The sequence below is a fragment of the Providencia sp. M-27 genome (assembly GCF_011077905.1).
Lineage (GTDB): Bacteria > Pseudomonadota > Gammaproteobacteria > Enterobacterales > Enterobacteriaceae > Providencia > Providencia huaxiensis.
Genome location: NZ_JAALBT010000001.1, coordinates 691,906 through 716,002 on the forward strand (window position 1 = coordinate 691,906; position 24,097 = coordinate 716,002).

22 protein-coding genes are annotated in these 24,097 nt (G+C 40.6%); 21 read left to right on the forward strand and 1 reads right to left on the reverse strand.

Going from position 1 to position 24,097, the window contains the following annotated elements; genetic code table 11:
* The first annotated feature begins 14 nt into the window (after positions 1-14).
* The 14 genes from uppS (at position 15) to tilS (ending at position 17,098) form a co-directional block, all read left to right on the forward strand.
* Positions 15-770, forward strand: coding sequence for a polyprenyl diphosphate synthase (gene uppS, locus G6Q48_RS03205; protein WP_102139934.1), 756 nt, complete (start codon positions 15-17; stop codon positions 768-770).
* Positions 771-779: 9 nt separating this feature from the next.
* Complete coding sequence (gene cdsA / locus G6Q48_RS03210; RefSeq protein WP_102139933.1) at positions 780-1,640, forward strand: phosphatidate cytidylyltransferase; 861 nt, start codon at positions 780-782, stop codon at positions 1,638-1,640.
* Between the two features lie 8 nt (positions 1,641-1,648).
* Positions 1,649-3,001 carry a sigma E protease regulator RseP gene (rseP, locus tag G6Q48_RS03215; protein ID WP_102139932.1) on the forward strand — a complete coding sequence of 451 codons (1,353 nt, stop codon included), beginning with the start codon at positions 1,649-1,651 and terminating at the stop codon, positions 2,999-3,001.
* 42 nt (positions 3,002-3,043) lie between these two features.
* Positions 3,044-5,464, forward strand: coding sequence for an outer membrane protein assembly factor BamA (gene bamA / locus G6Q48_RS03220; protein WP_166264461.1), 2,421 nt, complete (start codon positions 3,044-3,046; stop codon positions 5,462-5,464).
* A gap of 89 nt (positions 5,465-5,553) precedes the next feature.
* Positions 5,554-6,048, forward strand: a complete 495-nt coding sequence (gene skp, locus G6Q48_RS03225) for a molecular chaperone Skp (protein WP_004908780.1) — start codon at positions 5,554-5,556, stop codon at positions 6,046-6,048.
* Between the two features lie 3 nt (positions 6,049-6,051).
* Positions 6,052-7,089 carry a UDP-3-O-(3-hydroxymyristoyl)glucosamine N-acyltransferase gene (gene lpxD, locus G6Q48_RS03230; RefSeq protein WP_166264463.1) on the forward strand — a complete coding sequence of 346 codons (1,038 nt, stop codon included), beginning with the start codon at positions 6,052-6,054 and terminating at the stop codon, positions 7,087-7,089.
* Positions 7,090-7,217: 128 nt separating this feature from the next.
* Positions 7,218-7,670: a 3-hydroxyacyl-ACP dehydratase FabZ gene (gene fabZ / locus G6Q48_RS03235; protein ID WP_004257450.1), complete on the forward strand. Its 453-nt coding sequence runs from the start codon at positions 7,218-7,220 to the stop codon at positions 7,668-7,670.
* Between the two features lies 1 nt (position 7,671).
* Positions 7,672-8,469: an acyl-ACP--UDP-N-acetylglucosamine O-acyltransferase gene (lpxA, locus tag G6Q48_RS03240; protein WP_102139929.1), complete on the forward strand. Its 798-nt coding sequence runs from the start codon at positions 7,672-7,674 to the stop codon at positions 8,467-8,469.
* Between the two features lie 44 nt (positions 8,470-8,513).
* Positions 8,514-9,665 carry a lipid-A-disaccharide synthase gene (lpxB, locus tag G6Q48_RS03245; protein WP_166264465.1) on the forward strand — a complete coding sequence of 384 codons (1,152 nt, stop codon included), beginning with the start codon at positions 8,514-8,516 and terminating at the stop codon, positions 9,663-9,665.
* Positions 9,665-10,258, forward strand: a complete 594-nt coding sequence (gene rnhB, locus G6Q48_RS03250; protein ID WP_102139927.1) for a ribonuclease HII — start codon at positions 9,665-9,667, stop codon at positions 10,256-10,258. The genes lpxB and rnhB overlap by 1 nt, the downstream gene beginning before the upstream one ends.
* An 11-nt stretch (positions 10,259-10,269) precedes the next feature.
* Positions 10,270-13,752: a DNA polymerase III subunit alpha gene (gene dnaE / locus G6Q48_RS03255; RefSeq protein ID WP_102139926.1), complete on the forward strand. Its 3,483-nt coding sequence runs from the start codon at positions 10,270-10,272 to the stop codon at positions 13,750-13,752.
* 12 nt (positions 13,753-13,764) lie between these two features.
* On the forward strand, positions 13,765-14,724 hold the full coding sequence (accA, locus tag G6Q48_RS03260; RefSeq protein WP_166264467.1) for an acetyl-CoA carboxylase carboxyl transferase subunit alpha: 960 nt from the start codon (positions 13,765-13,767) through the stop codon (positions 14,722-14,724).
* A gap of 120 nt (positions 14,725-14,844) precedes the next feature.
* Positions 14,845-15,732 carry a DMT family transporter gene (locus tag G6Q48_RS03265; RefSeq protein WP_166264470.1) on the forward strand — a complete coding sequence of 296 codons (888 nt, stop codon included), beginning with the start codon at positions 14,845-14,847 and terminating at the stop codon, positions 15,730-15,732.
* A 13-nt stretch (positions 15,733-15,745) separates the two neighbouring features.
* Positions 15,746-17,098 carry a tRNA lysidine(34) synthetase TilS gene (tilS, locus tag G6Q48_RS03270; RefSeq protein WP_166264472.1) on the forward strand — a complete coding sequence of 451 codons (1,353 nt, stop codon included), beginning with the start codon at positions 15,746-15,748 and terminating at the stop codon, positions 17,096-17,098.
* Positions 17,099-17,161: 63 nt separating this feature from the next.
* Here the strand turns inward: tilS and rof are convergent, their stop codons facing one another.
* Positions 17,162-17,425: a Rho-binding antiterminator gene (gene rof / locus G6Q48_RS03275; protein WP_102139922.1), complete on the reverse strand. Its 264-nt coding sequence runs from the start codon at positions 17,423-17,425 to the stop codon at positions 17,162-17,164.
* Between the two features lie 271 nt (positions 17,426-17,696).
* On the opposite strand from rof, the gene G6Q48_RS03280 reads away from it, so the two are divergent.
* From G6Q48_RS03280 to chbG, 7 genes are all read left to right on the forward strand, one after another.
* Positions 17,697-18,353 (forward strand): copper resistance protein NlpE N-terminal domain-containing protein, encoded by a 657-nt coding sequence (locus G6Q48_RS03280; RefSeq protein ID WP_166264474.1) that lies wholly within the window; start codon positions 17,697-17,699, stop codon positions 18,351-18,353.
* A gap of 406 nt (positions 18,354-18,759) precedes the next feature.
* Positions 18,760-19,080 (forward strand): PTS sugar transporter subunit IIB, encoded by a 321-nt coding sequence (locus G6Q48_RS03285; RefSeq protein WP_102139920.1) that lies wholly within the window; start codon positions 18,760-18,762, stop codon positions 19,078-19,080.
* Between the two features lie 114 nt (positions 19,081-19,194).
* On the forward strand, positions 19,195-20,553 hold the full coding sequence (gene chbC, locus G6Q48_RS03290; protein ID WP_036957985.1) for a PTS N,N'-diacetylchitobiose transporter subunit IIC: 1,359 nt from the start codon (positions 19,195-19,197) through the stop codon (positions 20,551-20,553).
* Positions 20,554-20,596: 43 nt separating this feature from the next.
* Positions 20,597-20,944 (forward strand): PTS N,N'-diacetylchitobiose transporter subunit IIA, encoded by a 348-nt coding sequence (gene chbA, locus G6Q48_RS03295; RefSeq protein ID WP_102139919.1) that lies wholly within the window; start codon positions 20,597-20,599, stop codon positions 20,942-20,944.
* 10 nt (positions 20,945-20,954) lie between these two features.
* Complete coding sequence (gene chbR / locus G6Q48_RS03300) at positions 20,955-21,821, forward strand: transcriptional regulator ChbR (protein ID WP_102139918.1); 867 nt, start codon at positions 20,955-20,957, stop codon at positions 21,819-21,821.
* A 109-nt stretch (positions 21,822-21,930) separates the two neighbouring features.
* Entirely contained in the window at positions 21,931-23,289 is a 1,359-nt protein-coding gene (locus G6Q48_RS03305) for a 6-phospho-beta-glucosidase (protein WP_166264477.1), read from the forward strand.
* Positions 23,290-23,323: 34 nt separating this feature from the next.
* Positions 23,324-24,079: a chitin disaccharide deacetylase gene (gene chbG, locus G6Q48_RS03310; RefSeq protein ID WP_166264479.1), complete on the forward strand. Its 756-nt coding sequence runs from the start codon at positions 23,324-23,326 to the stop codon at positions 24,077-24,079.
* Positions 24,080-24,097: the final 18 nt, after the last annotated feature.

A 24,097-nucleotide genomic window follows, 5' to 3' on the forward strand; every position in this document is an offset into this window, starting at 1 on the left:
AGGATTAATATTTAATGAACTCTAGTGGTGAAAATCTCTCTGATTCAATGATACCTAAGCATGTTGCTATCATTATGGATGGTAATGGCCGATGGGCTAAACAAAGAGGGAAGCTCAGAATTACAGGTCATAAGGCAGGCGTTGAATCTGTCCGTAATTCTGTGCGCTTTGCGGTAAAAAATAAAATTAGCTCTCTGACATTGTATGCATTTAGTAGTGAAAACTGGAGAAGGCCAGAGAAAGAAGTCAGTTCTCTAATGGAACTCTTTGTTTTTGCTCTTGATAATGAAGTTAAAAACTTACATAAAAACAATGTGAAACTGAAAATTATTGGTGATGTTAGTCGTTTTAGTGAACGTCTCAGAAAAAGAATTGATAAGGCGGAAGCATTAACGCAAAACAATACTGGATTAAAACTGAATATTGCAGCGAACTATGGTGGCCGCTGGGATATTAGTAACAGTGTAAAACAAGTATTTGCAAAGGTTCAAAGTGGTGAGCTTTCTATTGATGATATCAATGAAGAAAGTATCGACAACCATATTTGTATGCATGACCAAGAGAATGTTGATTTAGTCATAAGAACGGGGGGGGAGCACCGTATTAGCAACTTCCTATTATGGCAAGTCGCCTATGCGGAATTTTATTTCACCAACGTTTTGTGGCCAGATTTTGATGAAATGGTGTTTCAAAGTGCAGTTGATGCTTTTAGTCAGCGTGAGCGCCGTTATGGTGGAGCTGAATCAGATGATGAACTGGGCAAAGAATAGGGGAAAGATGTGCTGAAATATCGTTTGCTTACTGCGATAGTCTTAATACCGATTGTTATTGCAGCGCTGTTTTTACTTTCTCCAGCGAATTTTGGGTTTGTCGTGATTGCGGTTTGTGCTTTAGGCGCTTGGGAATGGGCGCAATTTGTCGGCTGGCACTCACAAGCTAAGCGTATAGGCTTAGCGGTTGTATTTGCAGCAATATTACTTGCAATGCAATTTTCTATTTCCGACATAAATCAGTTTTCCACTGAACCGATGATCCTATATGGCCTATGGGCAGGCCTTATTTGGTGGGGAATTGCCATTATTTTAGTGGTTACCTATCCCGCATCTGCTGCTTGGGGTAACTCCGTCATTATTCGATTGTTATTTGGCGTATTAACGATTATCCCGTTTTATTGTGGAATGATGGTTTTAAGAACCGTTGGTTATCAAAGTGATACATTCTTCGGTGCGTGGTGGTTATTGTATGTCATGTTGCTGGTCTGGGGCGCGGATTCAGGTGCTTATGCATTTGGTCGTACTATTGGGCGCAACAAAATGGCACCTAAGGTATCACCCGGTAAAACATGGGAAGGTTTAGTTGGAGGCCTTATAACTGCTGGGGTTATTTCATGGTTATTTAGTGCCTTTGCGCCAATTCCAGTGATGCCTGATTATTTGCTAGTGACTTCAATTATTGTTGTTGTAGTATCTGTGTTTGGTGATTTAACCGAAAGTATGTTTAAGCGCCAATCAGGTATTAAAGATAGTAGCCACTTAATTCCAGGGCATGGCGGTATTTTGGATCGTATTGATAGCCTGACAGCCGCGATTCCTGTTTTTGCTGGGCTAAATTTGTTAATTTTTAACGGTTTTGGTCTTTAGGAAGATACATGGGATTTATTTGGAGTTTAGTTGCATTTATTATCGCGATAGGCGTGTTAATTACAGTGCATGAGTTCGGCCACTACTGGGTTGCTCGTCGCTGTGGTGTCTATGTTGAACGCTTCTCTATTGGGTTTGGCAAAACGTTATGGCGCAAAGTCGATAAACATGGCACTGAATTTGTTTTAGCGATGATCCCGCTAGGGGGTTATGTCAAAATGCTTGACGAGCGAGTGGGGAGCGTTTCTCCTGAGCGTCGTCATCAAGCGTTTAATAATAAAACAGTAGGTCAACGAGCGGCCATTATTAGTGCGGGGCCAATTGCGAACTTTTTATTAGCAATTGTTGTCTATTGGATAGTCTTTATGATTGGTATTCCTTCTGTGAAACCTATCATTGAAGACGTAAAACCAGGTTCTATTGCGGCAACTGCAAATTTTGAACCAAAAATGGAACTAAAATCCATTGATGGTATCGAAACTCCTGACTGGAATTCAGTTCGCTTAGCATTGGTCGGCAAAATAGGCGACCGCGAGCTGACAGCTCAAGTACTACCAAATGGTTATAATGAACCGATTACAAAAACAGTTGATTTAACGACTTGGCAGCTTGATCCTGAGAAACAAGATCCAATTTTGTCGGTAGGTATAATGCCCGTTTCTGCAAGAATTGACCCTGTTATCCAAAAAGTGACGCAAGGGTTAGCTGGTGAACGAGCAGGCTTACAGAAAGGCGACAGAATAGTCAGTGTTAACGGGGAAGTATTAGGCCTTTGGAACCCTGTAACGCGCATTATTCGTAATAACCCAGGCGTTCCGTTAAAACTTGAAGTACAACGGTCGCAACAATTGATTTCACTCACGCTGACCCCTGATAGCCAAAATGGGCAGCGTGGAGAGAAAATTGGGTTTGCAGGTGTAGAACTTTCAGTGTTACCGTTAGCAGATGAATATAAAATGGTGCAACAATATGGGCCATTTTCTGCGTTTTACCAAGCCAGTGATAAGACGTGGCAGTTAATGAAGTTGACGGTCAATATGATGGGTAAACTGGTTGTTGGGGATGTCAAACTCAATAACTTGAGCGGTCCGATATCTATCGCTAAAGGCGCGGGGGTATCCGCCGAATCAGGCTTGGTATATTATTTGATGTTTATTGCGCTTATTAGCGTCAATTTAGGTATCATCAATCTGTTTCCATTGCCTGTTTTAGATGGGGGGCACTTGCTCTTCTTATTAATTGAAAAAATTAAAGGAAGTCCGGTGTCTGAGCGAGTACAAGACTTTAGTTTTCGGATAGGTGCAATGGCATTGATTCTGTTAATGGGACTTGCACTTTTTAATGATTTCTCTCGCTTCTAATTTTTGTAAGCTGGGGACCAGTAAGGAATACGCATAACAACGATGGCGATGAAAAAGTTGCTCATAGCGTCGCTGCTTTTCGGCAGCGCCACTGCATACGGTTCAGACGGATTCGTAGTTAAAGACATTCGTTTCGAAGGTCTACAACGCGTCGCCGTTGGTGCAGCATTATTGAACATGCCAGTTAGGGTTGGCGATTCAGTTGATAACGATGATATCAGCCGTTCGATCCGTTCCCTATTTTCAACCGGTAACTTCGAAGATGTTAGGGTCCTGCGTGATGGAAACACGCTGATCGTTCAAGTTAAAGAGCGGCCAACGATTGCAAGTATCACCTTTACAGGTAATAAGTCTGTTAAAGATGATATGCTCAAGCAGAACTTGGAAGCTTCGAATATCCGCGTTGGTGAGGCACTTGACCGCACGACAATTGCGAATATCGAAAAAGGTTTAGAAGACTTTTACTATAGCGTTGGTAAATATAATGCAACAGTAAAAGCTGTTGTAACACCTTTGCCGCGTAACCGTGTGGATTTAAAATTTGTTTTCTCTGAAGGTGTTTCAGCTCAAATTCAGCAAATTAATATTGTGGGTAATAAAAATTACACTACAGCAGAATTAGTTAATAAGCTGCAATTGCGTGATGATGTACCTTGGTGGAACCTTGCTGCAGACCAAAAATATCAGAAGCAAAAACTGGCGGGTGATTTAGAAACGCTGCGCAGTTTTTATCTTGATCGTGGATATGCACGTTTTAATATTGACTCCACGCAAGTCAGTCTGACCCCAGATAAAAAAGGCATTTATATTACGATTAACATCACAGAAGGCGACCAGTATAAAATATCTGGCGTCGAGGTTAATGGTAATACTGCGGAACACTTAGCCGAGATCCAAGAGCTTATTACTATCACACCGGGAGAGTTATATAACGGTGCTCAAGTGACGAGCATGGAAAACAAAATCAAAGATATGTTTGGCCGTTATGGTTATGCGTATCCTCGAGTCATGACACAGCCTGAAATCAACGATGCAGATAAAACAGTTAAATTGCATTTAAATATTGATGCAGGTAACCGTTTCTATGTACGTGAAATTCGTTTCCAAGGTAATGACACCAGTAAAGATACCGTTTTACGCCGTGAAATGCGTCAAATGGAAGGTGCATGGCTCGGAAATGACCTTGTTGAGCTAGGTAAAGAACGTTTGAATCGTACTGGTTACTTTGAAACGGTTGATGTTGAAACTCAACGTGTTCCTGGTAGCCCTGACCAAGTTGATGTTATCTACAAGGTTAAAGAGCGTAATACAGGTTCAATGAACTTCGGTATCGGTTTTGGTACTGAAAGTGGTGTAAGTTTCCAAGTTGGGGTTACACAAGATAACTGGCTGGGCACTGGTAATGCGGTTGGTATTAACGCAAGTAAAAATGACTACTCAACTAACGTTGAATTCTCATTTACTGACCCGTATTTCACGGTTAATGGTGTGAGCTTAGGCGGTCGTATTTTCTATAACGACTTTAGTGCGAAAGATGCTGACTTGTCAGGCTATAACAACAAAACGTATGGCCTAGACAGTTTCTTAAGCTTCCCATTCAATGAAAATAACTCTTTCCGTGTCGGTGCGGGTTATGTTCATAACCGACTTTCAGATATGCGTGCTCAAGCTGCTATGTGGGATTACCTTGATTCTATGGGTAAAAATCCACCAGTTACAGAAAATGGACGCAATAAAGAAAGCTTTGATGCGGATGACTTTACGCTCAACTTAGGTTGGACTTATAACTCGTTAAATCGTGGTTTCTTCCCGACATCGGGTAATAAAACAAACGTATCGGCTAAAGTGACAATACCTGGCTCTGATAACGAATACTATAAACTGCGCTTTGATACAGCACAGTATTACCCACTGGATGAAGACGAAAGTTGGGTCGTTCTGGGGCGTGCACAAGCAGGTTATGGCGACGGTATTGGTAGCAAGCAAATGCCATTCTATGAAAACTTCTATGCGGGTGGTTCAAGCACCATTCGTGGTTTCCGTTCGAATAATATCGGTCCAAAAGCGGTTTATTTGAAACGTGATAAAACGACTGGAGTTGCAGGTCCAGAGCCTGGAAGCCCATCAAGTGATGCGGTCGGTGGTAATGCGATGTACGCAGCATCATTTGAATTAATCACTCCGACTCCATTTATTGATGAAAAATATTCGAACTCAGTTCGTACATCTTTGTTCGTTGATGCGGGTACGGTATGGGACACTAATTGGAATAGTATTCCAGCAGCTTGGCGTGCAGGTATGCCTGACTATGGTAAGGCATCTAACATTCGAGCTTCTGCGGGTGTGGCTTTACAATGGATGTCCCCACTTGGACCACTGGTCTTCTCCTATGCGCAGCCAATTAAAGACTACGAAGGGGATAAATCAGAACAGTTCCAATTTAATATTGGTAGAACGTGGTAATCTACTACAGTTTCTACTTATGATGGCTCCCATGATTTCATGGGAGCAACCAAAATTTCCAGCCATACGTATGGGTTAAGGAGTTTAGTGTGAAAAAATTGTTGTGTGCAGCGGGTGTGAGTATTGCTTTAGCAATGTCTGCGGGTGCTTATGCTGAGAAAATCGCTATCGTCAATGTTGGTGAAATTTTCCAAAATATGCCTGCGCGTGAAGCCGTTGCTAAACAGCTTGAAAGTGAATTCAAAAGTCGTGCTACTGAGTTACAAAATCTAGAAAAAGATTTGCAAACTCGTGTTGAAAAATTGCGCCGTGATGGTGCAACAATGAAACAAAGTGAGCGCGAAAAGCTTGAATCTGAACTCATGACTAAACGTGATCAATTTGCTGAAAAAGCTCAAAAATTTGAAGAAGACAACCGTCGTCGTCAAGGTGAAGAGCGTACTAAAATTTTAACTCGTATTCAGAACTCTATTAAGTCTGTTGCAGCTAAAGAAGGCTATGATGTCGTTATCGATGCAAATGCAGTTGCTTATGCAAAAGATAGCGTTGACATTACAAGTCAGGTTCAAAAACAGGTTAAATAATAGATGTCTTCAATTCGATTGGCTGACCTTGCTCAGCAGTTGAATGCGCAATTACACGGTGATGGTGATATTACCATCACCGGTATTGCTCCAATGCATTCAGCGAATAATCAACAGATTACTTTTCTATCTGATAGCCGTTATAGCGATAAATTGGCTGATTGCCAAGCTGCAGCGGTGGTTCTCACAGCAAAAGATCTCGAAGCCTGCAAAGTCGCAGCACTGGTTGTTGATAACCCGTATCTGGCTTATGCGAAAATGGCTCAAATTATGGATACAACGCCAAGTCCGGCTGAAGATATCCATGCATCAGCGGTCATTGCTGATGATGCAAAACTTGGTAAGAATGTCGCAATTGGCGCAAATGCGGTTATCGAAAGTGGTGTTGAGCTTGGCGATAATGTGGTGATTGGCGCAGGTTGTTTTGTGGGCAAAAATACGCGTATTGGTACAGGAACCCGTTTGTGGGCGAATGTCAGCGTATACCACAATGTTGAGATTGGCGAACACTGTTTGGTTCAATCTGGCACAGTAATTGGCTCTGATGGTTTCGGCTATGCGAATGATTGTGGTAATTGGATCAAAATTCCTCAATTAGGCACGGTGATCATCGGCGATCGTGTTGAGATCGGTGCGAGCACGACCATTGACCGCGGTGCTTTAGATAACACAGTGATTGGTAATGGGGTTATTATCGATAACCAGTGCCAAATTGCACATAATGTCATAATTGGTGATAATACCGCGGTTGCTGGTGGTGTTATCATGGCGGGTAGTTTAAAAATCGGCCGCTACTGTATGATTGGTGGTGCTAGTGTCATCAACGGCCATATGGAAATTTGCGATAAGGTCACAGTAACAGGAATGGGGATGGTCATGAGACCTATCACTGAACCGGGAGTATATTCTTCGGGGATCCCTTTACAGCCTAATAAATCTTGGCGTAAAACAGCTGCTTTAGTCTTAAATATCAATGAGATGAATAAGCGCCTGAAACATGTCGAGCGTGAATTAGATAGCCAAAATCAAAAAAATCAGTAATCATTTTGTAATTCAGGCTAAAATAGTTATCTGAGTTACGTTTTCCGGCCTGCCAGTTAACCTAATCTAAGGTTAAAGCAGGCCGATTCATTAATTAAACCGTATTAATAGACAGGAAGAGTATTTCGATGAGTGATAATCATACTCTGAATATAGAAGAAATCTTAGAACTGCTTCCACACCGTTACCCATTCCTTTTGGTTGACCGTGTATTAGATTTTGAAAAAGGCAAATCATTGCGTGCAGTGAAAAATGTGTCATTTAACGAGCCATTTTTCCAAGGGCACTTCCCAAGCAAACCCATTTTTCCTGGCGTATTAATTTTAGAAGCCATGGCACAAGCAACTGGGATCCTTGCGTTTAAAAGCGTTGGGAAATTAGAGCCTGGTGAGTTGTACTATTTTGCAGCGATAGACAATGCGCGTTTTAAACGTCCAGTTCTGCCTGGGGACCAAATGGTCTTAGAAGTTGAATTTATCAAAGAACGTCGCGGAGTTGCACGTTTTAAAGGTGTTGCTAAAGTTGATGGAGAAGTGGCCTGCGAAGCAGAAATGATGTGCGCCCGTCGCCGTGAGGTCTGATATGATTGATAATACAGCCTATATTCATCCATCTTCTATCGTAGAAGATGGAGCTATCATCGGTGCCAATGTTCAAATTGGCCCTTTTTGCTATATTGGCGCGAATGTCGAAATTGGCGAAGGTACTGAGTTGAAATCTCATGTTGTCGTTAATGGTCATACAAAAATAGGCCGTGACAATGTGATTTTCCAGTTCGCTTCCATCGGTGAAATTAACCAAGATCTTAAATACCAAGGTGAACCAACGCGAGTTGAAATCGGGGATAGAAACCGTATTCGCGAAAGCGTCACTATTCACCGTGGTACCGTTCAAGATGTTGGCCTGACAAAAGTGGGCAACGACAATTTACTGATGGTGAATGTGCACATTGCCCATGATTGTATCATTGGGAACCGTTGTATTATTGCAAATAACGGTACGCTAGGTGGCCATGTAACACTGGGTGATTATGCCATTATTGGTGGTATGACCGCAGTTCACCAATTTTGTAAAATTGGTGCTCATGTCATGGTTGGTGGTTGTTCTGGTGTTGCACAAGACGTGCCGCCTTATGTCATTGCACAAGGTAACCACGCGACACCATTTGGTTTAAATCTTGAAGGTTTAAAACGCCGTGGTTTTGAAAAAGAATCACTACATGCTATCCGTAATGCATACAAGGTGTTGTATCGTTCAGGCAAATCGTTAGAAGAAGCCCGTGAAGAGATCGCAGAAATGGCAAAAGCCAATGAACACGTTAAAGTGTTTAGTGATTTCTTAGAGGATTCAGCGCAGTCTAAACGTGGTATTATTCGTTAATCTAGTATTAATGAATTGAGGCCTTTAATAAGGAGCGAATTTCGGTGAATAATAGCCGCCCACTTACTATTGGCCTTGTTGCCGGAGAAACATCTGGCGATATTCTCGGTGCAGGGCTTATCCGTGCACTTAAAGAACAAATACCGAATGCTCGCTTTGTTGGTGTCGCTGGCCCTTTAATGCAAGCCGAGGGTTGCGAAGCTTGGTATGAAATGGAAGAGCTTGCTGTCATGGGCATTGTTGAAGTCCTTGGCCGCCTGCCTAGGTTATTATCCATCCGTAAGGATTTAACCCAGCGTTTTACCGAACTGCAACCCGATGTTTTTGTTGGAATTGATGCCCCTGATTTTAATATTACCTTAGAAGGTCGTTTAAAATCGAAAGGTATCAAAACTATTCATTACGTTAGCCCATCAGTTTGGGCGTGGCGCCAAAAGCGGGTATTTAAAATTGGTCGTTCAACGAATTTAGTATTAGCTTTCTTACCTTTTGAAAAAGCATTTTACGATCGTTTTAATGTTCCTTGCCGTTTTATCGGGCACACAATGGCCGATGCCATTCCATTACACCCTGATAAACAAGCCGCTCGACATCGGCTGAATATTCCTGAGCATGTCAAATGTTTAGCTTTACTGCCGGGAAGTCGTCATTCAGAAGTCGAAATGCTAAGCGCAGATTTTCTCAATACAGCGAAAATATTACAGCGTAATATCCCAGATTTACATATTGTGGTGCCGTTGGTGAATGAAAAACGCCGCCAGCAGTTTGATGAGATAAAACAAAATACTACGCCTGAACTGCAAATTCATATTTTAGATGGACAAGCTCGTGATGCAATGATTGCAGCTGATGCGACTTTATTAGCGTCAGGAACGGCAGCACTTGAATGTATGCTAACAAAATGCCCAATGGTAGTGGGGTATCGTATGAAACCTTTCACCTTCTGGTTAGCAAAACGGTTAGTGAAAACGCCATATGTTTCTTTGCCTAATTTGTTAGCAGGAAAAGAGATTGTCAAAGAGTTACTACAAGAGGAATGCCAGCCTGATAAACTCGCACAGCAGTTGCTTCCACTCCTAGAAGGTGGCGAGCAGGTTGAAAACCTGAAAGAAACTTTTTTACAATTACATCAGCTTATTTGTTGTGATGCAGATAAACAAGCGGCTGAAGCAGTATTAGAGATGGTCAAAAATTAATGGAATTTATCTATCCAAAAGCAAATTTAATTGCTGGTGTTGATGAAGTGGGTCGAGGCCCCTTAGTTGGAGCTGTAGTAACGGCAGCGGTGATCCTTGATCCCAATAAGCCAATTATAGGGCTGGCAGACTCAAAAAAACTCACCGAAAAAAAACGTGAGAAATTATTTGATGAAATTCAGGAAAAAGCGCTGTGTTGGTGCATTGGCCGCGCAGAGCCAGAAGAAATTGATAATATAAATATATTACACGCAACCATGTTAGCGATGCAGCGCGCTGTTGCGGGTTTATCCATTGTTCCTGAGTATGTTCTCATTGATGGCAACCGTTGCCCTGAGTTACCAATGCCTTCACAGGCAGTAATTAAAGGCGACAGTCTAGTACAAGAAATTAGCGCAGCATCCATTTTAGCTAAAGTGATTAGAGATAGGGAAATGGTCGAGTTAGACAAAGCTTTCCCTGAGTATGGCTTTGCGAAGCATAAAGGCTACCCAACGGCTTATCATTTAGAAAAATTGGCGCAGCATGGCGCAACCGAATTCCATCGTAAAAGCTTTGCTCCTGTGAGAAAAGCTTTAGACAGCAATAAGTAGGTATTAGGTCGATGGCATCACCTCGTTTTATTCATTTACGCGTCCACAGTGACTATTCCATGATTGATGGGCTAGCCAAAACGGGGCCACTGGTTAAAAAAGTGGCTTCGATGGGCATGCCTGCATTTGCGATCACCGATTTTACTAACCTTTGTGGGTTAGTCCGGTTTTATGGTGCAGCGCATGGAGCGGGGATCAAGCCAATTATTGGTGCTGATTTTTATGTGGAAAGTGAATTATTAGGTGATGAAATATCTCACTTAACTGTTTTGGCACGTAATAATGAAGGTTATCAAAACCTTACCCTACTGATTTCTGAAGCATATCAAAAAGGTTATGGTGCAGTTGGGCCAACCATAAAACGTGAATGGTTAGCCAAGCATAAAGACGGCTTGATTCTACTGTCCGGTGGTCGTAAAGGGGATGTCGGGCAATTGCTATTAAGGGGGAATCAAGCCTTAGTGGATGAGTGCCTTGCATTCTATGAAACCCATTTTCCAGATAGCTACTATTTAGAATTGGTTAGAACAGGGCGGCCTGATGAAGAAAGTTATCTACATGCGGCTGTCGAGTTAGCGACTAAAAAAGGCCTACCTGTCGTTGCAACGAATGATGTTTGTTTCATTGAAAGTAGTGATTTTGACGCTCATGAAATACGTGTTGCTATTCATGATGGTTTTACATTAGCCGATCCCAAAAGGCCTAAAAATTATAGCCCTCAGCAATATTTACGTTCCGAAGAAGAGATGTGTGAGCTGTTTGCTGACATCCCTGAAGCGCTAGAAAACAGTGTAGAAATTGCTAAGCGTTGTAATGTGACGATCCGTTTAGGTGAATACTTCTTACCTCAATTCCCGACAGGGGATATGAAAACAGAAGACTTTTTAGTTATGCGCTCTAAAGAAGGGCTCGAAGAGCGTTTAGAATTTCTGTTTCCTGATGAAAAAGTCAGGGCAGAAAAACGTCCTGAGTACGATGAACGTTTAGAGATCGAACTCAACGTAATCAACCAAATGGGTTTCCCCGGCTACTTCTTGATCGTTATGGAGTTTATCCAATGGTCGAAGGATAATGGCGTACCCGTTGGGCCAGGAAGAGGCTCCGGGGCGGGTTCCCTTGTTGCTTATGCATTAAAAATTACCGACCTTGACCCACTGGAATTTGATTTGCTGTTTGAGCGTTTCTTGAATCCTGAGCGTGTTTCCATGCCTGACTTTGACGTCGATTTCTGCATGGAAAAACGAGACCAAGTGATTGATCACGTGGCTCAAATGTATGGCCGTGAGGCAGTTTCTCAAATCATTACCTTTGGTACGATGGCGGCAAAAGCGGTGATCCGAGATGTTGGTCGTGTACTCGGGCACCCATATGGTTTTGTGGATAGAATTTCGAAATTAGTGCCGCCAGATCCCGGTATGACACTGGAAAAAGCGTTCGAAGCAGAACCTCAGCTCCCTGAAATTTATGAGGCTGATGAAGAGGTTAAAGCGCTTATCGATATGGCGCGTAAACTCGAAGGTGTCACACGAAATGCCGGTAAACATGCAGGTGGGGTGGTTATCGCTCCAACTAAAATTACGGACTTTGCCCCACTGTATTGTGATGCGGAAGGCAATAACCCCGTCACACAATTCGATAAAAACGATGTTGAGTATGCAGGGTTAGTTAAGTTTGACTTCCTCGGCTTACGGACGTTGACGATTATTAACTGGGCGTTGGAAATGATCAACGCGCGTCGCGCTAAGAAAAACTTAGAGCCGATTGATATTGCTGCTATTCCGCTACACGATCAAAAAAGTTTTGATATGCTGCAGCGCTCAGAAACCACAGCAGTATTCCAGTTAGAATCACGAGGAATGAAGGACTTAATTAAGCGATTACGTCCCGACTGTTTCGAGGATATGATCGCACTGGTAGCATTGTTCCGTCCAGGGCCACTGCAGTCAGGCATGGTAGATAACTTTATTGACCGTAAGCATGGTCGTGAAGAAATATCGTACCCAGATGTACAATGGCAACATGAATCATTAAAACCTGTTCTAGAGCCCACATATGGCATTATTTTATACCAAGAACAGGTTATGCAGATTGCTCAGGTTTTAGCCGGATACACGCTTGGCGGTGCAGATATGCTGCGTCGTGCGATGGGGAAAAAGAAACCTGAAGAGATGGCTAAACAACGGTCTGTTTTTGAAGAGGGATCAATCAAAAACGGGGTTGATGGCGAACTATCGATGAAAATCTTTGACTTGGTAGAGAAATTTGCCGGTTATGGGTTTAACAAATCTCACTCAGCAGCATATGCATTAGTTTCATACCAAACACTGTGGCTCAAAGCCCACTATCCCGCTGAATTTATGGCAGCAGTCATGACCGCAGATATGGATAACACCGAGAAAGTGGTCGGTTTAGTTGATGAATGTTGGCGAATGGGCTTAAAAGTATTGCCGCCAGATATCAATAGTGGGCTTTATCACTTCCATGTGAATGATGAAGGTGAGATAGTTTACGGTATCGGTGCAATTAAAGGGGTCGGTGAAGGCCCGATTGAAGCGATTGTTGAAGCGCGTCAACAAGGCGGCATATTTAAAGAGATTTTTGACCTCTGTGCACGAGTTGATATTAAAAAAATTAACCGTCGTGTGATGGAAAAGCTTATCATGGCAGGGGCATTTGACCGATTAGGCCCTCACCGTGCAGCATTGATGTCTTCCCTTGAAGATGCGTTAAAAGCGGCTGATCAACACGCTAAAGCAGAGGCAATAGGCCAAGCAGATATGTTTGGTGTCTTAGCTGAAGCACCCGAACAAGTTGAAAGTTCATATGCAAGCGTACCTAAATGGCCAGAGCAGGTGGTATTGGATGGTGAACGCGAGACGCTTGGTTTATATTTAACAGGGCATCCAATAACGCGATACTTGAGCGAAATAGAGCGTTATACTAACGGGCTTAGATTAAAAGATGTGAACCCCACCCCTCGTGGTCAAGTGACAACTGTGGTAGGTTTAGTACTTTCAGCTAAAGTGATTACAACCAAGCGTGGAAATAGAATTGGTATTTGTACGCTTGATGATCGTTCCGGTCGTCTGGATATTATGTTATTTTCAGATGCGCTCGATAAATACCAACATATGTTGGAAAAAGACAATATCCTGATAGCCACCGGTCAGGTCAGCTTTGATGATTTCAATGGTGGTAATAAAATGACAGTGCGTGAGTTAATGGATATTAGTGAAGCAAGGGAAAAATATGCTCGAGGACTTGCAATTTCACTGTCAGATAAACAAATTAACGATCAATTGCTGAACCGGCTTCGTAGCACTCTTGAACCTCATCGTTCAGGAACGATCCCGGTTCATCTGTATTACCAGAAGGATGATGCCAGAGCCAAGCTTAAATTTGGTGTTGTTTGGCGTGTGACGCCAGTGGATCCCCTTCTGAACGATCTTCGAACTCTGCTGGGTAGTGAGCAGGTAGAATTAGAATTTGACTAAAATAGGAATATTATGAGTCTGGATTTTCTTGATTTTGAACAGCCAATCGCAGAATTAGAGGCGAAAATTGATTCTCTAACAGCGGTTAGCCGTCAAGATAACAACTTAGAAGTCAACCTAGATGAAGAGGTTGCTCGTTTACGTGAAAAAAGTGTTGAACTGACACGTAAAATTTTCTCTGATCTAGGAGCTTGGCAAATCGCTAAACTCGCTCGTCACCCACGTCGTCCATATACGTTGGATTATATTTCTCGCATATTTACTGATTTCCAAGAATTAGCGGGTGATCGTGCTTATGCAGATGATAAAGCCATTGTCGGTGGAATGGCGCGTTTAGATGGTCGCCCAGTCATGATTATTGGGCATCAGAAAGGGCGTGAGACAAAAGAAAAAATCCGTCGTAATTTTGGTATGCCAGCCCCAGAAGGTTACCGTAAGGCATTGCGTCTGATGGAACTGGCTGAGCGTTTTAACTTGCCTATTATTACCTTTATTGACACTCCAGGTGCTTATCCGGGCGTTGGTGCTGAAGAGCGCGGCCAGTCAGAAGCTATCGCACGTAATTTACGTGAAATGTCACGTTTATCAGTCCCTGTCATCTGTACCGTTATTGGTGAAGGTGGCTCTGGTGGTGCACTTGCCATCGGTGTGGGTGATAAAGTCAATATGCTGCAATACAGTACTTATTCTGTTATTTCACCAGAAGGCTGTGCTTCTATTTTATGGAAAAGTGCAGATAAAGCACCATTAGCAGCAGAGGCTATGGGGATTACTGCTCCACGTCTTAAAGAACTGAAATTAATTGATAATGTTATTCCTGAGCCATTAGGCGGTGCACATCGTAATTATGATGAAATCGCAGAACAGCTAAAAGCACGCCTGACTGAAGATTTAGATGAATTAGAAGTATTAGATGCCGAAGCGTTGAAAAACCGTCGCTATCAGCGCCTGATGGACTATGGTTATTGTTGATCATTAACCGCTAATCGTTAATAAAAAACGGGAGTTTGCTTTTTGCTAGCTCCCGTTTTTTATTCAAGCTATTTATTTTAATTATCCATCTGCTGAAAATAACAATAGATAGGGGCTAGGGTGCGACAATATAATTATTTGCTATATGCTTTTACTTGCGTATTGATATGGAGCTTTATTCCTATTGTCTCTCGTTTTGGGCAAGAAGGCATGGATAGCTTCCAATTCCTTTTCTGGTCGAACTTAATTTCAGCGATATCTGTGATTATTGTTGCACTTGCTTCAGGGTATAGACTGGCAAAATTGTTTATCTTACCAAGAGATGTACTAGTTAAAGTCTTTGTTCTTGGTTTTCTTGATTGTTTATTCTATTTGTTACTGTACTACGGCTATTCCATTGAAAATGGTATCGCCGTATTGGTCATTCAATATAGTTGGCCATTAGTTATTATCTTGTTATCAGTGGTATTGCTAAAAGACAAATTAGCGGGAAGACAAGTAGTTGGTATCATCATTGGTTTTATTGCAGTAATTATTACTTTTACCAAAGGGCAAATTACACAACTTCATGTTGAAAATCCAACAGCATTATTACTGGTTTTTAGTGGTGCATTTTGCTTTGCACTAATGTCAGTTTTTTCTCGCCAATATTCGATAGACCCCTATATTAGTACTGTGTGGTTATTTATTTTTTCAACGCTGGTTTCTTTTGTTTTACTGATATTATTTAGTGAGATGCGATTACCATCAAAAACGACTTTTTGGCCAACATTGGTTAATGGCATTTTAATCAATGGGGTGTCTTATATTTTGTGGTTCAAGGCGATGAATACAGGGCATTCGGCTAAAATTGCATCAGTGGTGTTTTTATCTCCCGTATTATCAGTGTTTTGGTTGGTCTTAATATTAAATGATGCTTTTGAAGCCGCTTATGTTGCAGGGGTATTACTAGTAATTATTTCTGGTGTTTTGTGTGTTGGTACAAAAAAACATGGTCAAAAATTATGAGAAGGGCGAATAAATGATACAGCATTCGCAAGTCATTGTTGAACGGGTTCTCAATAAAATAAATGGTATTCAAAAAATTCTAGTGGGATTTAGTGGCGGTATTGATTCAACTGTTTTATTACATGCGCTTTATCTTATTCGGCAACAGCAACTCCCTTCACTAGAAATCCGCGCTATTCATGTTCACCATGGGTTGAATAGTAAAGCAAATGAATGGGAGCAGCACTGTGCTCAATTATGTTTACAGTGGGACATTCCTTTCATTTGCAGACATGTAGTGGTTGACTCGAGCCAAAAAGGAATTGAAGCTGCGGCACGAGATGCTCGTTATCAGGCTTACCGAGAAGAATTACAAGGTGGTGAGGTGTTAGTCACAGCTCAACACCTTGATGACCAAGCAGAAACTTTCATGTTAGCGTTAAAGCGTGGCAGTGGGCCTGCTGGGTTATCTTCAATGCCTGAATTATTAGCTTTTACAGCGTGTAGTGGCTCAACATGGTTGTTACGTCCATTACTTACAACGCCTCGCATAGCGCTAGAAACTTATATGCAAGAGCAGAAATTATCGTGGGTTGAAGACGATAGTAACCAAGATGACCGTTATGATAGAAATTTTTTGCGATTGAATATCATGCCCATTTTGGTTGAGCGCTGGCCTCACTTTTCCAGTGCAGTGGCCCGTAGTGCAGCGCTATGTGCGGAGCAAGAAAGCTTACTCGATGAATTATTAAAAGATACCCTTGAAAACATGATGGACTATCGAGGTGGGCTATTTATTGATGACCTGAAAGCCTGCTCATCATCAAAGCGCAATGCACTCATCCGTCGCTGGGTTGGGTTGCACCAGTTACCAATGCCGCCATTTAACCAATTGGAACGAATTTGGCAAGAAGTGGCGTTAGCTCGGCAAGACGCTGACCCTATTTGCCAGTTAGGGCAATTTGAAATTCGTCGTTATCAAGGCGCATTGTGGGTTGTTAAGCGTATTAATAGCTTAGTAAATCAACAGTTTGAATGGAATTTCCCTGATGTCTTTGAATTGCCTGGATCTTTAGGAATTTTACAGATTATGGAAGGTGAGGGGCAAATACGTCCGCCCAAACCAGATGAAATTGTGACAATTCGTTTTGGGCTGCAAGGCACGCTAAACATTGTAGGGCGTCATCGTTCCAGAAGCAGTAAGAAGATCTGGCAAGAATTAGGCGTAGCTCCATGGATGAGAGAAAGAGTGCCATTAATTTATTATAACGACCAGCTCATTACCGCAGTAGGGTGCTTTATTACCCCTGAAGGGCTAGTTGATGAAGCGTCTCTGGGTATTGCCATCGATTGGCAAAAAGAGGGTGAATTTAAGATGTTGAACTAATGAGAAGCCCCTTATGACTGTGATTACCATAAGGGGCTATAGAAGGACTCAAAATCGTGAGTATTAGTGAGAGTGGTCGACAACAATCGTGCCGATTTCTGGATGACTGAAGGAAATTATGCAATCCAATCTTAACTCCTTGGTTCCTTCATGTGTTTCAACAATCAGGTACTCAACTTTTTTTCGTAGGAGTAAATCACTGGCCTGCCCCTCAATATTCATGCCGTCATTAAGTGCTATTTGCAACTTTAGCTGACGTTGGCATGCGATTTCTAGATATTCGTAATCATCACAATTGATAGGTTGATATTCAGTATCTGTAGACATATTCCCTCACCACTGTGTTAGTGGCGGTTATTGCCGCCTTGAACATGTTGTACCAAGCAGAAATGTGCTTAATACGATAATAGCACAGTAACTTTAATAACTATAATCACAGCGAAGGGAAAAAGACAATTCTTATTCACCAAATCAATGCATGACGTATTTTATCAGTAATGTCCGAATTTTCTTAGGTATGCCATATTTTTATTAGATGAAATGCTATGATGTTTACATTGGTTAATAAGTCAAAATCCACGGTTTTAAGGGAATTATAATGAAAAAATCACTAATGTTAGTCTTAATGGTGACTGGAAGCATTACGTTAGCTGGTTGCCAGAGTGCGACAAAAAATACCGATACAGCACCAGTCGATAAAGTGTATACAGGGGTTTTACCTTGCGCTGATTGCTCTGGTATTGAGGCAACATTGTTAGTTAACCAAGATGGTAGTTATGTTGAGCAACTCGTTTATTTAGGAACCCGAGATGGCGATACCGCTTTCCATGATACTGGTAAATGGGATATAGAAAATAACAAATTACGTGCAACTAATCCTAAAGGTGAAAGTACTTATTTTGCCCAATCGGCAGATGGCCAATCAGTGACCTTACTGGATTTAGAAGGTAATCCGATTGAAACACAGATGAATTATACACTAGACCAAGTTAAGCCAAGTAAAAAAGTGGGGCAGTACCGCTATATGGCAGATGCAGCTGTTTTCAAAGAGTGCGATAGTGGTCGCCAATACGCTGTTTCTGGTGTTGAATTAGAAAAAGCATATGGTGAAACGGGGGTAGATGGTGGTACACCTGTCTACGCTGAAATTGAAGGTTATTATACAATCCGCCCTTCAATGGAAGATGGCCAGTTTGATGCTGCTTTAGTACCAACAGGTGCAATTAAATTCGACAAAACGGCTTCTTGTAATTAATTTATTTCAAAACCTATTAAACTTGCGGCCAAACATCATATGTTTGGCCGCAGCCTGAGACCCACTTCTGTTGAAGTGGGTCTTTTTTGTTTCAGGTTTCCTAAATTATCAACTAAAACCTCGTATTACCTAATTCTCATTCATTTTTATCATTATTTGATATCAGTATAACTTTTTTATTGACGCAAAATATTTATATAAATGTGAAGGTCGTCATGGCTATTGGTCAATAGGAGACAATTGTTAGCTAGTTTGAATTATCGGAAATGCAGGGAAGGCAGTATACTCCATTCAACTAGAGATAATTATTTTCTTTAGTGTGCAAGGTTTGATTACATGATAAGTCTATAAGAAAATTTATAAGTCACAGCGGTAATGAAAAATAGAACGAATCAAAGGATAAGGAATGAATAAGAAAAATATTTATCTATTTTGTTCTGCAGGAATGTCTACCTCACTGCTAGTTAACAAAATGAGACAGCAAGCAGAAAAATACGATGTACCTGTCAATATAGAAGCCTTCCCTGAAAGCTTAGCTTCAGAAAAAGGTGTAGATGCGGATGTCATATTGCTGGGCCCGCAAATTGCATGGATGTTATCTGATATTCAGAAATTATTGCCTAATAAGCCAGTTGAAGTTATTGATTCACTTTTATACGGAAAAGTGGATGGGCTTGGTGTACTAAAAGCCGCTGTTGCAATTATAAGAAAACAGACAGCAAGCTAATACCCACAAGCTATTTACTACCTCTACAACATAATAACTCCATCAACATTAATGCTATTAATATAACGTAATGAGTTAAGAATGGAGCACACTCAAAAAATTGAGGGTATTTTTATGAGTCTTTTTATCACTTCGCTTGAAAAGGTACTCCTTCCATTCGCGGTTAGATTGGGAAAGCAACCTCATGTTAATGCAATAAAGAATGGTTTTATTCGAATTATGCCTCTGACCTTAGTTGGGGCAATGTTTGTGTTAATTAATAATGTTTTTCTGAGCTTTGATACAGGGTCATTTTTCTATTCTTTGGGGGTTAGACTAGAGCCTTCAACGATAGAAACACTAAATGGTTTTAAAGCCATTGGTGGAAACGTTTATAACGGGACATTGGGAATTATGTCCTTAATGGCCCCTTTCTTTATTGCAATGGCACTTGCGGAAGAGCGCAAGGTTGATCCACTTGCTGCTGGTTTGTTGGCTGTTGCTTCTTTTATGACAGTCACACCATATGACGTCAATGGTGCTTATGCCGTTGGTGCTAATTGGCTCGGTGGGGCAAATATCATTTCAGGGATTATTCTAGGGTTAGTCGTTGCTGAAATGTTCACTTTTATTGTTCGCCGTAATTGGGTGATTAGATTACCTGATAGCGTACCGCCATCCGTATCTCGCTCATTTTCTGCACTTATTCCTGGTTTTATTATCTTATCGATTATGGGAATTGTGTCGTGGGCACTAAGTGGTATTAGTAGTAATTTCCATCAAATCATTATGGACACAGTATCCACACCACTTGCCTCTATGGGGAATGTTGTTGGCTGGGCATATGTTGTATTTACCTCTCTATTATGGTTCTTTGGTATTCACGGCTCTCTCGCATTAACCGCATTAGACAGTGGAATAATGACTCCGTGGGCATTAGAAAACGTGTCTTTATATGCAGAGTATGGTTCAGTTGACGCTGCGATTGCCGCGGGTAAATCTTTCCATATGTGGGCAAAACCGATGCTTGATTCCTATGTATTCTTAGGTGGAACCGGGGCTACATTAGGATTAATTATTGCTATCTTTATTGCATCTCGTCGTGCCGATCATCGCCAGGTTGCGAAATTAGCATTACCAGCAGGTATTTTCCAAATTAATGAGCCGATTATCTTTGGTCTGCCGATCATTATGAACCCAGTAATGTTTATTCCATTTATTCTTATTCAGCCTCTATTAGCAGGAATAATGGTTGCAGCTTATTATTTAGGGATTATCCCACCAGTGACGAATATCGCACCATGGACAATGCCAACAGGGCTAGCTGCATTCTTCAATACTAATGGTAGTATCGCTGCCTTATTACTTGCATTATTTAACCTTGGTGTGGCGGTACTCGTTTATCTTCCATTCGTTGTGATTTCGAATAAAGCACAAAACACAATCGATGAAGAAGAAAGTGAAGAAGATATTGCTAACGCACTGAAGTTTTAAAATAGGGAGGAGCGAGCTCCTCCCATTAAAAAGAGATAAAAATATGTTTGAACTTAATGATATCCAAGACGATACCACTACAGATGAACTTGAAGAAGTTGTCATGGGACTGATTATTAATGCAGGACAAGCAAGAAGCTTAGCTTATACCGCATTAAAAAAGGCGAAAGAAGGTGATTTTGCGACAGCAAAAAGTTTAATGGAGCAATCGCACTCTTCGCTGAATGAGGCGCATAAAGTGCAAACTCAATTGATTGAAAGTGATATGGGGGAGGGGCGGATCAAAGTTAGTTTAGTTCTGGTTCATGCACAAGATCATTTAATGAATGCCATGTTAGCCCGTGAATTAATTACAGAGTTAATTGAGTTACATGAAAAATTAAACCATTAGAGAGGGAGCCATGATGCAGGCACTGATGAATAGAACCGACACTAATGCTGAAGTTAAACTAGTTCAAGAAAGTGAGCTTTTTAATAATAAAACCTTTCATGTCTTTATTTATAATAAAGTTGAGAGTGCAAGTGGACTGCATCAACATGATTATTATGAGTATATGATCGTTTTAACGGGTCGTTGTTATCAAATAATTAATGGAAAAAAAGTTTTATTAGAGCGAGGTGATTTTATTTTTCTTCCGATAGGCTCTTATCACGAAAGCTCTTATGATTTTGGGCCAACACGAATATTGAATGTAGGTATTAGCAAATCATTTTTTGATAAACATTATTTACCACTATTACCAAGTTGTTTTGTTGCATCACAAGGCTATCAATTGAAAAATGAATTTATGGCTTATATAGAGTCTGTGATCGCATCGTTAAATTTTCGCGACAGTGAATTTAATGAATTTATTGAATTAGTTACATTTAATGTGGTAAATCGATTGCGTCATTATCGTGAAAAAAGTATGCGAGATGATGCACCTCAGTGGCTAAAAAGTACATTGGAAGAAATGCATGATATCGCTATGTTTAGTGAAAGTGCTCTACAAAATATGATCTCTATAACGGGGAAATCACAAGAATACTTAACCCGAGCAACAAAACGTTATTATGGCAAAACGCCAATGCAGATTATTAATGATATCAGAATTAATTTTGCTAAAAAGCAACTTGAAATAACTAACTATTCAATTACAGATATTGCTTTTGAATCAGGTTATAGCAGTCCAAGTTTATTTGTGAAAAAATTTAAAGAGCTAACTTCATTAACACCGAGTGATTACCGAAAAAATCTATTTAGTGTTGAACAAAAAATGGTAGGTTAAATTATTACCTAAATAAGCTTTCCATTTCTAAAAATCTCTAGCATATCCATCTTTTTTATAAAGATGGTGTGCTTTTCTATGTCTATTATAAAGGTACAATGAGGTTAATATGACTCAGAAACAGAAATTAAAAGTTGTCACTATTGGTGGGGGGAGTAGCTACACTCCTGAATTGCTGGAAGGTTTTATTAAACGCTACCATGAATTACCTATTACTGAATTGTGGCTAGTGGATGTTGAAGAAGGTAAAGAAAAATTAGATATTATCTATAATTTATGCGAGCGAATGGTTAAACATGCCAATATACCACTCAAAATATTTAAAACGCTTGATAGGCGAGAAGCATTAAAAGACGCTGATTTTGTCACAACTCAATTAAGAGTTGGGCAATTAAAAGCACGTGAATTAGATGAATCAATCCCCTTAAAACATGGTTATTTAGGACAAGAAACCAATGGAGCTGGTGGTTTATTTAAAGGGCTACGAACTATACCTGTGATTTTTGACATTATTAAAGATGTCGAAGAGATCTGCCCTAACGCATGGGTGATTAATTTTACCAACCCAGCAGGGATGGTAACTGAAGCGGTATATCGCCATACCAACTTCAAACGTTTTATTGGTGTTTGTAATATCCCAATCGGTATGAAAATGTTTATTACCGATGTTTTAAAATTATCTAATAGCGATGAGTTATCTATCGATTTATTTGGTTTAAACCATATGGTTTTTATCAAAGATGTTATTGTAAATGGTTCATCGCGATTTAATGAATTATTAGAGGGTATTGCCTCTGGAACGTTAAGTGCAAATTCAGTTAAAAACATTACTGATCTTGCTTTTGACGAAGGCCTAATTCGTGGATTAAATCTGATCCCATGCTCTTACTTATTGTATTACTTTAAACCTAAGGAGATGCTAGCAATTGAGCTTGGCGAATATTATAAAGGTGGCGCTAGGGCACAAATTGTCCAAAAAGTTGAACATCAACTCTTTGAACTATACAAAAACCCGACATTAGATGTAAAACCTAAAGAGCTTGAATTAAGAGGTGGAGCTTATTATTCAGATGCGGCTTGTGAAGTCATCAATGCGATATACAATGACAAACAAACTGAGCACTACGTTAATATTCCACATCATGGGCATATTGGTAATATTCCTGAAGACTGGACAGTCGAAATGACATGTATATTAGGCCGTGATGGTGCAAAACCGCATCCACGTGTAAAACACTTTGATGATAAAGTCCTTGGCCTAATTTATACCTTAAAAAATTTTGAAATTACCACTAGCCAAGCCGCAGTAAATGGCCAGTTTAATGATGTATTATTGGCGATGAATTTGAACCCATTAATTCACTCTGATAACGATGCGCGTTTAATTTCTAAGGAATTACTTATCGCTCATAAAAAATATCTACCGAACTTTGCTAAAGCAATACAACAGCTTGAGCAAGAAGGTTAATAAGCTAATAGCTTATAGTGTTAAGGGAGAGCATATGGCTATATTACTTATTGTGAATGCCGATGATTTTGGACTCTGTGAAGCTGTTAATTACGGCATTATCGAATCTCATCGTAATGGGGTTGTTCATTCTACAAGCGCGATGATGAATATGCCCGCAATATCCCATGCAGCTAAATTAAGCCAAGAAAATCCGAATCTAGCTGTGGGTATGCATTTTGTTTTAACGGCTGGGAAGCCTTTCTCATCAATGCCGACACTCAGCCGTGATGGAATGTTGGGTAAATGGCTTTGGGATATTGATATTAATGACTTACCATTGGTTGAAATTGAACAAGAACTAAATCAGCAATATCAAAAATTTATCGAAATTTTTGGTCGAAAACCGAGCCATATTGATAGCCATCATCATGTTCATATGATTGAGGGTATTTTTCCAATTGTTGTAGCTTTCGCCCAAGACAAGGGTGTTGCGTTACGAGTTGACCGCCAATTAGAGAAAAATTGGCCGCCATTATCATATCAAGTGGCAAGCACTGATTGTTTCAGTAGTGAGTTTTATGGTGATGAAATTTCAGAAGCGTTGTTTTTGAATATTATTAATGAAGCTAAAGCGCAAGGGAATAACTCTATTGAAGTTATGAGTCATCCTGCTTTTATTGATAATGCACTACTAAAAAGTAACTATGCTTATCCACGTTTAAATGAATTGGAAGTATTAACATCTGAGAGTTTAAAATCACAGATTTTGGCGCATGGTTTTAAGATTGGTTCGTATCGCGATATTTAAAGAAAAAGCCCAAATTCA